This window comes from Microbacterium sp. RU1D (assembly GCF_900156435.1).
GTDB lineage: Bacteria > Actinomycetota > Actinomycetes > Actinomycetales > Microbacteriaceae > Microbacterium.
On the sequence record NZ_FTPQ01000001.1, the window covers coordinates 868453 to 883677 of the forward strand.

Annotated in this window: 12 protein-coding genes; 4 read left to right on the top strand and 8 right to left on the bottom strand. The window is 71.4% G+C overall.

The genetic code is table 11. The features are described 5' to 3' along the window. Positions 1 to 308 precede the first annotated feature (308 nt). Positions 309 to 2648: an ATP-binding cassette domain-containing protein gene (locus B0B15_RS03920; protein ID WP_076673443.1), complete on the top strand. Its 2340-nt coding sequence runs from the start codon at positions 309 to 311 to the stop codon at positions 2646 to 2648. 134 nt (positions 2649 to 2782) lie between these two features. Here the strand turns inward: B0B15_RS03920 and B0B15_RS03925 are convergent, their stop codons facing one another. From B0B15_RS03925 to B0B15_RS03960, 8 genes are all read right to left on the bottom strand, one after another. Next, the gene (locus B0B15_RS03925; protein ID WP_076673444.1) at positions 2783 to 3259 is read right to left on the bottom strand and encodes a dehydrogenase; all 477 of its coding nucleotides are present in this window, start codon (positions 3257 to 3259) and stop codon (positions 2783 to 2785) included. A gap of 269 nt (positions 3260 to 3528) precedes the next feature. Next, the gene (locus B0B15_RS03930; RefSeq protein WP_076673446.1) at positions 3529 to 4281 is read right to left on the bottom strand and encodes an SDR family NAD(P)-dependent oxidoreductase; all 753 of its coding nucleotides are present in this window, start codon (positions 4279 to 4281) and stop codon (positions 3529 to 3531) included. A gap of 94 nt (positions 4282 to 4375) precedes the next feature. Continuing rightward, positions 4376 to 6124, bottom strand: a complete 1749-nt coding sequence (locus tag B0B15_RS03935) for a cation:proton antiporter (RefSeq protein ID WP_218123535.1) — start codon at positions 6122 to 6124, stop codon at positions 4376 to 4378. Positions 6125 to 6169: 45 nt separating this feature from the next. Further along, positions 6170 to 7414, bottom strand: coding sequence for a kynureninase (locus B0B15_RS03940; protein WP_076675143.1), 1245 nt, complete (start codon positions 7412 to 7414; stop codon positions 6170 to 6172). A 31-nt stretch (positions 7415 to 7445) separates the two neighbouring features. Continuing rightward, on the bottom strand, positions 7446 to 8369 hold the full coding sequence (locus B0B15_RS03945) for an amidohydrolase family protein (protein ID WP_256334165.1): 924 nt from the start codon (positions 8367 to 8369) through the stop codon (positions 7446 to 7448). Positions 8370 to 8374: 5 nt separating this feature from the next. Then, positions 8375 to 8632, bottom strand: a complete 258-nt coding sequence (locus tag B0B15_RS03950) for a glutaredoxin family protein (RefSeq protein ID WP_076673447.1) — start codon at positions 8630 to 8632, stop codon at positions 8375 to 8377. Between the two features lie 69 nt (positions 8633 to 8701). Next, positions 8702 to 9829 (bottom strand): glycosyltransferase, encoded by a 1128-nt coding sequence (locus tag B0B15_RS03955; RefSeq protein WP_076673449.1) that lies wholly within the window; start codon positions 9827 to 9829, stop codon positions 8702 to 8704. A gap of 158 nt (positions 9830 to 9987) precedes the next feature. After that, positions 9988 to 11142 carry a polysaccharide deacetylase family protein gene (locus B0B15_RS03960; RefSeq protein ID WP_076673450.1) on the bottom strand — a complete coding sequence of 385 codons (1155 nt, stop codon included), beginning with the start codon at positions 11140 to 11142 and terminating at the stop codon, positions 9988 to 9990. Between the two features lie 150 nt (positions 11143 to 11292). On the opposite strand from B0B15_RS03960, the gene B0B15_RS03965 reads away from it, so the two are divergent. The 3 genes from B0B15_RS03965 (at position 11293) to B0B15_RS03975 (ending at position 15188) form a co-directional block, all read left to right on the top strand. Beyond that, a complete protein-coding gene (locus B0B15_RS03965; RefSeq protein WP_076673452.1) occupies positions 11293 to 12249 on the top strand; it encodes a Gfo/Idh/MocA family protein in 957 nt (318 codons plus the stop codon). A gap of 54 nt (positions 12250 to 12303) precedes the next feature. Continuing rightward, positions 12304 to 13500 carry a chromate efflux transporter gene (gene chrA, locus B0B15_RS03970; protein WP_076673453.1) on the top strand — a complete coding sequence of 399 codons (1197 nt, stop codon included), beginning with the start codon at positions 12304 to 12306 and terminating at the stop codon, positions 13498 to 13500. 104 nt (positions 13501 to 13604) lie between these two features. Continuing rightward, positions 13605 to 15188, top strand: coding sequence for an AMP-binding protein (locus B0B15_RS03975; protein ID WP_076673455.1), 1584 nt, complete (start codon positions 13605 to 13607; stop codon positions 15186 to 15188). The last annotated feature ends 37 nt before the right edge of the window (positions 15189 to 15225 follow it).

The following is a 15225-nucleotide window of genomic DNA, read 5'->3' on the forward strand; positions in this document are numbered from 1 at the left end:
CGTCTGCGGGGGCTCCGTCGCGTTCCGACGCGGGCTCTCGGCTCGATGGGGGTCGGGGTCCGGCCGTTCGGCCCGGCCGTGTGGCTGGCGCCGCCCGCAGCCCGACCGGCCCCGTGCGTGTGCACAACGGCGGATGCCGCGGCCGACGCGCCGCGTCCGGCCCTCGGCGCTGCGGCGTGTCACCTCACCGGCCCGCGGCTGTGCCCGCGGCGGGCGCACCCGCTCCGCCGCGGCAGGCCCGCGGCCGGATCGGCCTGGCCGATGTCGGAGGTCTGCGCCACACTGGGGACGATCCCGAGGAGGCGCCCATGACCGATCCCGACGCCCACGACGTCATCCGCGTGCGGGGCGCCCGCGAGAACAACCTCAAGAACGTCGATCTCGACGTGCCCAAGCGCCGCCTGACGGTGTTCACGGGGGTCAGCGGGTCGGGCAAATCCTCCCTGGTCTTCGGCACCATCGCGGCCGAGTCGCAGCGGCTCATCAACGAGACCTATCCCACCTTCGTCCAGCAGTTCATGGGCGAGTTGTCGCGCCCCGACGTCGACGCGCTCGAGAACCTCAGCGCGACCATCCGCGTCGATCAGGAACGCATGGCCGCCAACGCCCGATCGACCGTCGGCACCGCCACCGACGTGCACGCCATGCTGCGGGTGCTCTTCAGCCGCATCGGTCAGCCGCACGTCGGCTCCTCGCAGGCGTTCTCGTTCAACGTGCCCTCGATCTCGGGCGCCGGGGCGGTCACCATCGCGACCGGCGCGAAGAAGGGGCAGAAGCAGCGTCGCTCATTCGAGATCACCGGCGGCATGTGCCCCGAGTGCGAGGGACTCGGCCAGGTCGGCGACCTCGACCTCGACCAGCTCGTCGATCCGTCGCTCTCGCTCAACGCCGGTGCCATCCTCGTGCCCGGCTATACCGCCGACGGGTGGATGGTCCGCGTCTTCAGCGAATCGGGCTTTTTTGACCCCGACAAGCCCGTGGGCGAGTTCACCCCGCAGGAGCGCGCCGACTTCTTCTACAAAGAACAGACGAAGGTGCGCATCGCGAACACCAACATGACCTACGAGGGACTCGTCCCCAAGATCACGAAGAGCATGCTGCAGAAAGACCGCGACGCGCTGCAGCCGCACGTCCGCGCCTTCGTCGACCGGGCCGCCACGGTCGTCGCGTGCCCCGCGTGCGGGGGGACCCGCCTCAACGACGGCGCGCGGTCGTCCCGCATCGACGGGGTCAACATCGCGGATGCCGCGGCCATGCAGATCACCGACCTCGCTGCCTGGGTGCGCACGCTCGACGACCCCTCGGTCGCCCCGCTCGTCCAGGGCCTTCGCGACACGCTCGACGCCTTCGTCCACATCGGACTCGGCTACCTCTCGCTCGACCGTTCCAGCGGCACGCTCTCAGGCGGTGAAGCACAGCGGACCAAGATGATCCGGCACCTGGGGTCGAGTCTCAGCGACATCACCTACGTCTTCGACGAACCCACGGCGGGCCTGCACCCGCACGATATCCAGCGGATGAACGAGACGCTGCTGCAACTGCGCGACAAGGGCAACACGGTGCTCGTCGTCGAGCACAAGCCCGAGGTCATCGCCATCGCCGATCACGTGGTCGACCTCGGTCCGCGTGCCGGCCGCGAGGGCGGCGCCATCCAGTTCGAAGGCGATGTGGCTGGACTCCGGGGGTCCGACACCCTGACCGGCCGTTTCCTCGACCACCGCGCGCGGGTGAAAGACACCGTGCGCGCGGCCACCGGTGCGCTGTCTATTCGGGGCGCGACCCAGCACAACCTCCGCGGTGTCGACGTCGATGTCCCCCGCGGCGTGCTGACCGTGGTGACCGGCGTCGCCGGGTCGGGCAAATCGTCGCTCATCCACGGCAACCTCCCCGCGTTCGACGACGTCGTCGTGGTCGACCAGACCGCCATCAAGGGGTCGCGGCGCAGCAGCCCGGCGACGTACACCGGCATCCTCGATGCGGTGCGGGCGGCCTTCGCCAAGGCCAACGGGGTCAAGCCCGCGCTGTTCAGCGCCAACAGCGAGGGCGCCTGCGCCGCCTGCAAGGGCCTCGGGGTCATCGTGACGCAGCTGGGGTTCCAGTCGACGGTCGAGACCGTCTGCGAGTTGTGCGGTGGCAGCGGCTTCTCCGACGACGTGCTCGAGTACACCCTCGACGGCAAGAACATCGCGGAGGTGCTGGCGATGTCGATCGCCGAGGCGGGGGAGTTCCTCGTCACGCGCCCTGCCGTGGCCGTCCTGGGCCGCCTACGCGACGTGGGTCTGGGCTATCTCACGCTCGGGCAGTCGCTCAGCACGCTGTCGGGCGGGGAACGCCAGCGTCTCAAGCTCGCGATCTCGATGGCGAAGACGGGCGCGGTGTACGTCCTCGACGAACCGACGACGGGACTGCACCTCGCCGATGTCGACACGCTGCTGCGCCTGCTCGACCACCTCGTGGATGCCGGCAACACCGTCGTCGTGATCGAGCACCATCAGGCGGTGATGGCGCATGCCGATTGGATCATCGACCTGGGACCGGGAGCGGGGCGCGACGGTGGCACGGTGGTCTTCGAGGGGACGCCCGCCGACCTCGTCGCACAGCGCTCGACGCTCACCGGGGAGCATCTCGCGCGCTACGTCGGCGCCTGACCCCCGCGCGACGACCGAGAAGAGGCCGCTCGACGCCGGACTCTGCGCGCCGCGCCGCGCCGCGATGTCCCGGCTCGCTCCGCCGCCGAGCTCCGCCGCCGAGCTCCGCCGGCGTGATCCGCCGACGGCGCGCGTCAGCCCCGCGTGGGAACCGACGCGTCGTGCAGGTGGCGATCGCCGTGTGACAGCACCTTGACGATGACACCCCGCCGTCGCAGATCGGCGACGGCGCGCGTCTCGTCTTCGCGCGTCAGGCCCAGGGCGTGCACGCTGGCCACCACGAGCACGTCGCCGCGCGTCAAGGTTCCGAAGAAGCGATCGAGGCGGGTGGCCCAGCCCTCGAGCGTCTCCGGGGCGGGATGGCGGAAGCCTTCGATAGGCACCCCGAACCGCGTGAGGTCGTCGCGCTGCTGCACGACGGTGGGCATGTCGGGACGCGACACGACGAGTCCGACGAGGCGGGATCCGGAGGGGCGGGCACGCCACCAATCACGGTCGCTCTGGAGCTCGGTGAAGCACTTCGGGCACTCGGCCGCAGTGTGCATCACGTGCACCGGGCTGGTCCCGGCGGCATCCGCGGATGACGGCATCGTCGGGATCGGATCGCTCATGGAAACCTCCGCGACCATTGTGCCCCACCCCCCCTGCGAAACCGCCCTCCGCGTCGCGGCCGAGACCCCCTCGTCCCACTTATAGCGGTGCATGTCCCGAAAAGCGTCACTCGAGCGCTCCGGCACCGGCCATAAATGGGACATGAGCGCCGGCAGCGCCGGCGCCGACCAGCCGACGCCAGCGCCGCCGCCGCCGTCCGCACCCGGAAGGCCCGCCGCTTCCGGACGGCCCGCCGCGCCTCCGTGCGACGGGCCCGACAGGCGATGACTCAGTGCGCCGAATACCCGCCGTCGACGAGGTGGTAGCTGCCCGAGATGAACGAGGCGGCGTCGCTGAGCAGGAAGAGCGTCAGCGCGGCGACCTCGGAGTCGGTGCCCAGGCGCCCGGTGGCGTGCTCGTTCTCGAGGTGCGTCAGGGCCGCGGGGGTCAGGCTCGAGCGCACGAGCGGGGTGTCGATGAAGCCCGGACCCACGGCGTTGGTGCGCACGCCCTGCGCGGTGTACTCGAGGGCCGCGACCTTCGTCAGGCCGACCAGCGCGTGCTTGCTGGCGACGTAGGCGGCGTTCTGCGCGATGCCGACGGATCCGAGGACGGATGCCATGTTCACGACCGCGCCGCCACCGGAGGCGACGATCGCCGGGAGCTGGAACTTCAGCCCGTAGAAGACCCCGTCGAGGTCGACGGCGCGCACGCGGTCCCACGCGTCGATGTCGTAGTCGCCGATGTTCTGCGGCGGGGCGCCGATCCCGGCGTTGTTGACGGCGAGGTGGAGTCCGCCGTAGGTGGTGTGGGCGAACGCGACGGCGGCCTCGGAGTCCTGCCACTTCGCGGTGTTCTGGGCGAAGGCCGCGGCGGTTCCGCCGGCGTCGGTGATCTGCCGCACGACGCTCTCGGCGGCATCCTTGTTGATGTCGGTCACGACGACCGAGGCGCCTTCCGCGGCCAGCTCCCGCGCGATCGCGGCTCCGATTCCGCTGCCACCGCCGGTGACGAGGGCGACCTTCTGGGCGAACCTGCTCATGGATGCTCTTCTCTCCCGCCGTCGAGTCACCACGGATCTCGAGGTGACCGCATGCGCGTGAATGGAAACCGCCGCACCGCCGACGGTATTCCGCTCAGTCGTCCTCGCCGTCGTCGATGCGCAGCTCGAGGCTCAGCTGATCGGCGTCGAGCTCGGCGAGGGCGTGCCGGAGGGCGGCCGTGCTGTAGTGCCCGTCGCGGCCGACGTCGTGCAGCCGTCGGCGCATGGCCTCGATCGAGGCGAGCCGCAGCTCGAGGGAGTCGCGCACGCGCGTCGACGCCTCCTCGTCGGGCGGCTGCACGAGGCGGGCGCCCGCGCGCTCGATCATCTCGGCGGGGAAGGGCTCGCCGTCGCGCCGGACGAGAGAGCCCGATTGCACGGCCGCGATGGCGGCATCCCGGAGCTCGGCGTCCAGGGCCCGCTGCTCCTCCCGCGAGGGACCCTCGCCGCCGTCGCCGGCCAACCCGACCCTGCGCACCAGGGCGGGCAGGGTCAGTCCCTGCAGCACGAGGCTGAAGAGGGCGACGAGGAACGCGACGAAGATGAGCAGGGGGCGCTGCGTCGTGTCGACGGGCAGGGTCTGCGCGGCGGCCAGCGTGACCACGCCGCGCATCCCCGCCCAGACGATGACGCTCCCGTGGCGCGCGCCCAGCGGGGTGTCGCGGTAGTAGTCGAGGTCGGCCATGGTGCGCGAGATGCGGGTTCGCATCCAGCCGATACGTCGCGCCGCACGAGCGGGGTCCTCTGCGCGGGCGCCGAATTGCTCGGGGGCGGTGCGGTAGGCCTCTTCGAAGCGGTCGAGGCGGCGCTGCGCGTCGTCGACCCGTTCCTGGTGTCGCCCGACGCGCCGGCTTCGGCGCCCCTGGATCCAGATCAGCCACGACACGTAGACGGCGCGCACCGCGAGGGTGATGCCGAGCGCCGAGAGCGCGAGCCACGCGCCGTGCCACAGGCCCTCATCGGCGCGGATGTTGGCCGTGACGATGTCTTTGAGCTCGAGTCCGAACACGAGGAAGACGCCGCCCTCGAGCACGAGCTCCACGGTTCTCCAGTTGAGGCGGTCGCTGATGCGCTGCTCGGGGGTGAACCGCCGCGCCGCACCCTGTCCGGTGACGATGCCCGCGACGACCGCCGCGACCAGTCCCGAACCGCCCAGGTGCTCGGTGGGGAGGTAGGCGATGAAGGGAACGGTGAAGCTCAGCGCGGTGTTCGCGGCCGGATTGCTCACGCGTTCGCGCAGCCGGAGGTTCCCCCACCCGACGACCGCGCCGAGTGCGAGGGCGATCACCACGGCCCACGCGAACGAGGCCAGCGCGTCGCCGAACGCGAACCCGGATGCCACGGCTGCGACCGCGGTGCGCAGGAGCACCAAGGCGGTGGCGTCGTTGAGCAGGCTCTCGCCCTCCAGCATCGTCACCACGCGCGGCGAGATGCCCAGGCGCTTGGCGATCGAGGTGGCGACGGCATCCGTGGGGCTGAGGATGGCGCCCAGCGCGATTCCGAGGGCGAGCCCGAGCCCCGGGATGACGGCCCAGAAGAACAGCCCGAGCACGAGCGAGCTGAACACGACGAGCAGCACGGAGAGCCCGGCGATGGGCGCGAAGTCGCGGCGGAACTCGATGGCGGGCAGTTGCACCGCCGCGGAGTACAGCAGCGGGGGCAGCACCCCGATGAGGATGACCTCGGGGTTCACCGCGAAGGCGGGGACGAAGGGCAGCAGGCTGACGCCCGCGCCGATCGCGAGCAGCACCAGCGGCCCGGCGATGTTGAAGCGCGGCCCGATGACCGTGGCGAGCGCGACGACCACCACGCCGGCGACGACGATGATGAGCGGATCGATCACCCTCCGAGGCTAGCCCTCCGCCTCATGCGACCTCGACCGCGCGGCTCAGCCGTCCGCGCGAAGCGCGTCCGCGACGGCGTTCATGCCCGTCAGCGTCTCGTTGAAGCTCGTCGACAGCGGCGACAGCCCGATGCGCAGACCGTGCGGATCGCGGTAGTCGGGGATGACGTCGCCCTCCCACAGCCGGGCCGTCACCGCCCGCATGGCGGGGTGCGACAGGGTGATGTGCCCTCCGCGTTCGGCCGAATCGCGGGGCGAGGCGAGGCGCACGCCGAGAGGGCCCAGGATGCCGTCCGCCACCCGCACCGCGAACTCGGTCAGGGCGATCGACTTGCGCCGGACGGCCGCGATGCCGGCCTCCTCGAGCAGGTCGAGCGTGTCCTGCATCGCGATCATCGCGAGCACCGGCGGCGTCCCCGACAGGAACCGGCGCATGCCGTCGGCGGGGTGGTACTGCGGGCCCATCGAGAAGACGTCGGCCGCGCCCATCCACCCCTGCACCGGCTGGGTGAGGCGTTGTTGGTGGCGCGCCGCGACGTAGGCGAACGCCGGGGAGCCGGGTCCGCCGTTGAGGTACTTGTACGTGCATCCGACGGCGAGATCGGCGCCCCACGCGTCGAGCTCCATCGGCACCGAGCCGGCCGAATGGCAGAGGTCCCACAGCACGAGCGCTCCCGCCTCGTGCGCGATGGAGGTGAGCGCGGCGCCGTCGGCGAGGTACCCGGAGCGGTACGAGACGTGGCTCAGCAGCACCACCGCGGTCTGCGGACCGACCGCGTCGCGCAGCAGGTCGGCATCCACGCCTCGAGAGGTGTCGACGTCCACCCAGACGACGCGGGCGCCCCGTTCGGCGGCGATGCCCTCGACGAGGTACCGGTCGGTGGGGAAGTCGTCGCGTCCCACGACGATCTCCACGCGCTCGGGATCGGCCGCGCTCTGCGCGTCGACAGCGGCGCGCAGGAGCTTGTAGAGCAGCACGGTGGTCGAGTCGCCGATCACGGTCTGCCCGGATGCCGCGCCGAGCGCGAGCGAGCCGATCCGGTCGCCGATGGCGAAGGGGAGCTCCATCCACGCCTCGTCCCAGCCGCGGATGAGGCGTCCGCCCCACTCCTCGGTGACGAAGCGCGCGAGGCGCTCGGCGGTCGCGCGGGGCGGGCGGCCGAGGGAGTTCCCGTCGAAGTACACCAGGGGGGTGTCGGCCCCGATGAAGGCGTCGCGGTACGACGCGAGCGGGTCGTCGGCATCGAGAGCCGCCGCCTCGACCGCGAGGGAGGCGTGCGGCACCTCCAACCGGTCGACGGATCCGAAGTCGGGGGAGGGGTCAGTCGACACGCGTGAGCTCCTCGGTGGGGACGACCGTCCCCCGGCTCAGCCAGGTGGGCAGGTCATCGGGGTCGGTCGGGGCGGGGCCGGCGATGAAGGTCGAGACGGCCCGGATCGCGTCGGAGCCGGGCCAGGGATCGGCAAGCGTCGCGATGAGGACGTCTCCGCGGACCCCCGCCTCGTGGAGGGCCAGCAGCTCGCGGCGATTCAGCCCCACCGGTAGGGGGCCGTTGCCGAGATCGGTGCCGTAGAGCACGCGGCCGCCGCGCGCTGCGAACGCCCGCACGTTCGCGATCGCCACCCGGCGGGCCTCGCCGCGGTGGATGTCGAGCGTCGATATCCATGCCTGGCCGGCGGCGACCGCGCGCGAGAGGACGCGGCGCGACAGAGGTGCGTCGAAGGGGGCGTGGGCGAGAGCCGACACCCCCGCCTCGATCGCACGTTCGACCTGGCCGGCGCCCTGCGCGTGCGCGACGACGGCGAGCCCGCGCTCGCCGGCCGCCGCGACGATCGCCGCGAGGGTGTCGTCGTCGGGGACGGGACCGGCGTCGGCGTGGAGCGCGACCTTGATCACCGAGGCTCCGGCATCCGCCTGCGCGTCGACCGCCGTGCGCGCTCCCCCCGCGACCCCCGGATGCCGAGAACCGTTCGTCACGACACGGACGATGCTCTCGGGTGCCCAGCCGCGGCCTACGGGGTACCCGCCCGCAGCGGTGAGGAACGCGCCGGCGTAGCGCACGTGGGGGAGGCCGTCGCCGCGGCGGGCGAGGGCGACGGGGTCACCGCCGAGGTCGACGACGCCGGACACCCCGCGCCGCGCGAGGCCGGAGGCGTCGACGAGGTGCAGATGCACGTGATGGTCGACGAAGGCGGGCAGCATCGTGCCGCTCTCGCCGGTCAGCGCACGCCGGACCGGCTGCACGGTCGTCAGATGAGCGAGAGTTCGCGGAGCTTGGACTCGACGTCGGCGTTCGACGGCTCGACGTGGTGGCTGGAGTCGGGGTAGACCACGACGGGGATGCTGGTGCGCCCCGAGATCTCCTTGGCGACGTCGGCGGCGGCGGGGTCGGCGACGAGGTCGATGTACTCGTAGTCGATGCCGAGCTCGTCGAGCTGCTTCTTGGTGCGGATGCAATCGCGGCACCAGTCGGCGCCGAACATACGGATGGATGCGTCGGAGGACATGCTCTCAGCGTACGCCGCCCGCGCTCGGCGGGCGCTGAGAGCGCACCCCCGGCGACGGGCGATCCGGTGTCAGGCGGTGACTTCGTCTTCGAGGGGCTCGATGGCGTGGACGACTTTGCCGACGCGGCTCTTCTTGGGCGCGTAGACGACGAGCGCGTGGAAGACGAAGCGCACGACGAAGGCGGCGATGAGCGTGAGCGCGGCGGCGACGACGCTCTGGATGTGCGCCTGGCTGACAAGCACCCAGATGACCGGGATGCGCACGATGGCCTCGATGCCGTTGAACGTGAACGATTTGATGAACCGGTGGCGCATGAGACCGGACTCCGCGCGCATGTCGGCGAAGACGAGGTACTCGAGCGCGAGGAAGTTCGCCACGATCGTGACGATGCTCGCGATGACCGCGGCGATGATGTACTGCACGCCGACGGCCTGCAGCGCGCCCATGATCAGCAGGTTCGCGACGGCTCCGAGACCGCCGACGAGCGCGAAGGCCGACATGCGGCCGAAGCGCAGCATCGTGAGCTGCGTGAGGAAGCGCATGCCCTGGCTGAACGACGCCTTGGACTCGCCGGCGAAGCGGGGAGCGAAGGAGAAGGGCACCTCGGCGACGCGCATCTGCTTGCGCGCGAGGATCTCGAGCAGGATCTTGAAGCCGCGCGGCTGCAGCGTCTCGACCTCGAGGGACCGACGGTCGACGAGGAAGAACCCGGTCATCGGGTCGGAGCAGTTGTGCAGCTTCTTCGGGAACATGGCCTTCGTCAACAGCGTCGAGGCCCGCGAGACCGTGGTGCGCACGGCGTTGGCGAGACCGTCGGACGTGCCGCCGGCGATGTAGCGGGATGCCACGACGACATCGGCGTCGCCGACCTCGGCGCGCGCGAGCAGTTCGGCGATGACCTCGGGCGGGTGCTGCAGGTCGCCGTCCATGACGACGCAGAAGTCGGCGATCGCGGCCTTGATGCCCTCGACCACCGCACCGCCGAGGCCGCCGACGGGCTCGTCGCGGTGGACGAGGCGCACGGGGACCGTGGAGGCCGCCGCGACGGACCGGATGATGTCGGGGGTGTCGTCGCGGGAATCGTCGACGAAGATGATCTCCACATCGCGGCCGACCAGAGCGTCCGTCGTCCGACGGACCAGCTCGGCGACATTCGGACCTTCGTTGAAGGTCGGAACGATGACGGAGATATCCATGTGTGCTCGCGTTTTCTCGGTAAGCCAGAAGTACACAGCGTAGACCGGCCGACGCGTGCCCGAATTGGGATTGTGGAGGAGTTACCTGGGAGCTAGCGGGTGTTCACCCCAGCATCCGGTGAGGAACCGGCCGCCACGGGCGTCGTCGCGGGCTCTCGTCAGCCGATCTCTGCTCTCAGATCATCGACCGTCATGCCGTAGTCGACGCGGATGACCGGGAGCGCCAGCTTATCGGTGCCCACGCGCACGTATCCGTGCTCGATGGTCCGGCCGAGCTCGAAACCGGCTCGACGCACCCCCTCCTTCGTCGTGCCGTTGTAGTGCCCGAAAGGGTAGGCGACGACCTCCTTCGCCCCGAGGATCTGCGCGGACCGCTCCAGGTCGGCGGCGATCGTGTCGGCGTCCTCGTTGACCATGCGCCCCTTGCCGTCGGCACCCGCCCGGTGCATGTCGTGCGTGTGCGAGCGCTGGTGTACGAACCTGTTGGGCGTCGGTTCGGTGCGCGAGGAGGTGATGACGAACGACGTCGTGAGGAGGCCGCGTCCGTCGACGATCGGGGCGGCGAGTTCGAGCCACGACGAGTCGGCGTCATCGTCGGTGATGATGACCGAATGCTTCGGCAGGAAGAGCTCCCCGTCGATGAACGCGCTGAGTTCGTCCCAGGTCGGCAGGTAGTAGCCCGACGCCTGGATGTAGGCCATCTGCGCGTCGAAGTCGCCGATGTAGGCGTAGTTCCCCCGCAGCCAGTTGTCCTCGCCCTCGGGCTTCCGCGTGAACTGGTGGTACATCAGGATCGGGATGCCGGCATCCTCCGCCGCGTTCGCCTCGGGGCTCGTCCACCCCGCGTGCAGCACTTGCTCGCGGTCCGTGCAGGCGACGAGGTCGGCGCCATTGACACGGGTCGACGGCGTCAGGGCCCGGGCGTCGGCGGCGGTGGGGTACCAGCCTGCGAAGACGCGGCCCTCGGCCCGGGGCAGGGGCAGGTCCGCGTACCGCACCCCCTGCGTCTGCAGCTCCGGGTCGAGGGCGATGCCGTCGCCAACGAACGACACGGCGCACGCGAACGGGTCGGTCGTCGCCGCGAGCAGGCGCTCGGCGGGGGTGAGCGGTGTCGGGGTGGGGGTGGGTGCCGGTGTTCGCGACGGCGCCTCGGTCGTCGCGGCGGTCCCGTCCGGCGCGCCCGGACCGCGCGTGAGCGCGAAGGCCGTGACCGATCCGACGATCAGGGCGACGGCGGCCGTCGCGACGAGAATCCGTCGAGCGCGGACGCGTCGACTGGCGCGCCGACGGCGGTCGGCTCGGGTGGTCGTCATGCGGGGTGCCTCGGGATCGGGTGGGCGGCTCGCCGCGATCGTACCGGGATGATCCCCGCTCACCCGGGGCCCGTCGCGCCGAGGGAGGGCGGGTGTGGGAGCACCGGGCCGGGCGGGGACGGCGATCCGTGGACGCGAGAGGATGGGGTCATGATCCGCATCGGCATCGTCGGCACCAGCAGCATCTCCGAGCGTTTCGCCGAGGCGGTGGACCTCGTCGACGGCGTGGTCGTGTCGCGGGTGGCCTCCCGGGACGCCGACCGGGCGCGCGCCTTCGCCGACGCCGTGGGCGCTCCCGCCACCGCCACCGGAGTCGACGACCTGCTCGCCGCCGACGACGTCGACGCCGTCTACCTCGCCAGCCCCAACGCCGTGCACGCCGTCCAGATCTCCGCGGCGGTGGATGCCGGCATCCCGACGCTCGTCGAGAAGCCCGCGGTGCTGTCGGCCGCCGAGTGGGACGCCTTGGTCGGGCACGCCCGCGAGCGGGGCGTCGTGCTGCTCGAGGCGATGCGCACGGCCTACGACCCCGGGCTGGCCGCCGTGGGGGAGCTCCTGCCCCGACTCGGCACGGTGCGTCGGGTGTCGCTGCGGTACGAGAAGAGGTCGGCGCGGTACGACCACGTCCTGGCGGGGGAGCAGACGAACATCTTCGACCCCGCGCTGGGCGGGAGCGCGCTGCGCGACCTCGGCGTGTATCCGCTGCACGCCCTCGTGCGGCTCTTCGGCGCGCCGCGGGCGATCCACGCAGCGCGTGTGGGGATCGCGTCCGGGACCGACGGTCTCGGCAGTGCGCTCGCCGTGTACGACGGTTTCGTCGCCGACATCGCCTGGTCGAAGATCACCGACACCGCCCTGCCCAGCGAGATCCAGGGGGAGGACGGCTCGCTCGCGATCGACGCCATCGATGCACCCCGGCGGCTCACCCTGACTCCGCGCAGTGAGGCGCCGCACGGGATCGCGGTCGACGCCCCCGACAATCCGATGGTCGGAGAGGTCGAGCGCCTGCGAGAGGCGGTCGAGGGCGCTGACATCAGTGACGACCAGGACGTCACGTCGACGACGTTGCGCCTCGTCGACGAGATGCTCGCGACCCCGCTCGCCTAGCGCCCTCGGACGAGGGTTCACCTGTCGTTTCCCCCGCGGCGGAAGGATCGAGGGATGCAAAGAGCCGGGACCGCGACCGAGGTGTTCCTCGCATTCCTCAGGCTGGGCGTGACGTCGTTCGGCGGCCCCGTCGCCCACCTCGGTTACTTCCGCGACGACCTCGTGGTGCGCCGCCGGTGGATGGACGACCGGGCTTACGCCGACCTCGTCGCCCTGTGCCAGTTCCTCCCCGGTCCCGCCTCGAGCCAGGTGGGGTTCGCGATGGGACTCCAGCGCGCGGGCGTGCGCGGGGCGCTCGCCGCCTTCGTGGCCTTCACCCTCCCCTCGGCCGTGCTGCTCGTCGCCTTCGCCGTCGGAGCGTCCGCGATCGGGGGGCCGGTCGGCGAAGGGGTGCTGAGCGGGCTGAAGATCGTCGCGGTGGCGATCGTCGCCCACGCGGTGTGGGGGATGGCCCGTACGCTCACGCCCGACGCCCGCCGCGCCGGGATCGCCGTGGTGGCTCTCGCCCTCGCGCTGCTGCTTCCCGCTGCGCCGGGCCAGCTCGGCGCGCTCGCCGTCGGAATCATCGCGGGGGTGCTGCTTCTGCGCGGGGTCGAAGAACCGGCTGCGGTCGACCTCCCGCCGTTCGGTGTCCGCCGCGCAGCGGCCGTGATGTGCCTGGTGCTGTTCGGCGCCGCCCTCGTCATCCTCCCGCTGCTGGCGGCCGGGACCGGCTCCGGCGTCGTCTCCCTGGTCGACACCTTCTTCCGCTCGGGCGCCCTCGTCTTCGGCGGTGGTCATGTCGTGTTGCCGCTCCTGCAGGCGGGTGTCGTGCAGACGGGCTGGGTCTCGCCGGAGTCCTTCCTCGCGGGATACGGTGCGGCCCAGGCCGTGCCCGGCCCGCTCTTCACCTTCGCGGCCTACCTCGGCGCGGTCTCCGACCTCGGGCCCGGCGGCGTCGCGGGCGCCGCGATCGCGCTCGCCGCGATCTTCCTCCCGGGGTTCCTCGTGCTCGTCGGGGTGCTCCCCTTCTGGGATGCCGTGCGCCGGCGTCCGTGGGTGCGCGCGGCGATGCGCGGCGCCAGCGCGGCCGTCGTCGGCATCCTGGGGGCTGCTCTGTACGCACCCGTGTTCACGACCGCGATCACGGGGCCCGGGTCGCTCGTGCTCGCCGTGCTGGGGTTCGTGCTGCTGACGGCCTTCAAGATCCCGGCGTGGGCGGTCGTGCTGGTGGGGGCCGCGGGCGGCATCGTTCTCCTCTCCCTCAGCTGAGCGGCGGCCGAGAGCCGGTCCCGGGCGGGGTGACACCGCGTGCCACCGATGCCAGGATGAGCGCACGGCCCCGGCCGCCGCGCCTGTTTTCGAGGGAGAGAACCGTGTTCCAGAGTCCGTACCCGAGCATCGACGTTCCCGAGCAGAGCATCTACGACTACCTGTTCGCCTCGCTGGGGGAGGACGACCTCGATCGCGTGGCCCTGGTCGACCCCTCCAGCGGCGCCGAGACCACCTATCGCGCTCTGCGCGCCCAGGTCGACGCGTTCGCCGGGGCGCTCGCCGCACGGGGCGTCGACACCGACACGGTCGTCGCGATGCTCTGCCCGAACGTGCCGGCCTTCGCGACGGTGTTCCACGGCATCCTGAGGCTGGGCGCCGCCATCACCACCGTCAACTCCCTCTACACGGCCCGCGAGATCGAGAACCAGCTCCGCGATGCGGCCGCGACCTGGCTCGTGACCGTCTCGCCGCTGCTGCCGCAGGCGAAAGCCGCCGCCGAGGCCGCGGGCATCGCCGACGACCACGTGATCGTGCTCGACGGCGCCGAGGGGCACCTCGACCTGCGGTCGCTGCTGAGCGAGGGCCGAACGCCGCCCGAGGTCTCGTTCGATCCCGCCACCCACGTGGCGGTGCTGCCGTACTCCTCCGGAACGACCGGCGTGCCCAAGGGCGTCATGCTCTCCCACCGCAACCTCGTGGCCAACGTGCACCAGTGCCGACCGGTCATCGACATCTCACCCGACGACCGGGTGCTCGCGGTGCTGCCGTTCTTCCACATCTACGGCATGACGGTGCTGCTCAACCTCGCGCTGCGACAGCGGGCGACGCTGGTCACGATGCCCCGCTTCGATCTGATGGAGTTCCTCCGGGTCGTGCAGCAGCACCGCTGCACCTTCCTCTTCATCGCCCCCCCGATCGCGGTCGCCCTCGCCAAGCACCCCGCGGTCGAGCGGTTCGACCTCTCGAGCGTGCACAGCGTGTTCTCCGGCGCCGCCCCGCTCGACGGCGAGACCGCCGAGACGGCCGGGCGTCGGATCGGCGCCCGCTTCTTCCAGGGGTACGGCATGAGCGAGCTGAGCCCCGTCTCGCATGCCATCCCCGTCGACTCGGGATTCCCGGTCAGCTCGGTGGGCGTGCTCATCCCGGGCTGCGACGCCAAGCTCGTCGATCCCGAAACCGGGGCGGAGCTCGAGGAGCACGGCGACGACGGTCTGACCGCGCCGGGGGAGATCTGGGTGCGCGGTCCCAACGTCATGCTCGGCTACCTCAACCGCCCGGACGCCACCGCCGAGACCCTCGACGCCGACGGCTTCCTGCACACCGGCGACATCGGCGTGCACCACGTCGACGGGTACTTCACGATCGTCGACCGGCTGAAGGAGCTCATCAAGTACCACGGCTACCAGATCGCCCCGGCCGAGCTCGAGGCGCTCCTGCTGTCGCATCCGAAGATCCAGGATGCCGCCGTCATCGGCGTGCACGACGACGAGGGCGAGGAGATTCCCAAAGCTTTCGTCGTGGCGGCTCCGGATGCCGGCCTGACGGCGGAGGACGTCATGGCTTTCGTCGCCGGTCATGTCGCGCCCCACAAGAAGGTGCGGCGAGTGGAATTCATCGACGTGGTGCCGAAGTCGACGTCGGGCAAGATCCTCCGGAAGGACCTGCGGGCGCGCGAAGTGGCGTGAGGACGACGAAGGGCGGGGCGTCTTGCGACGGCCCCGC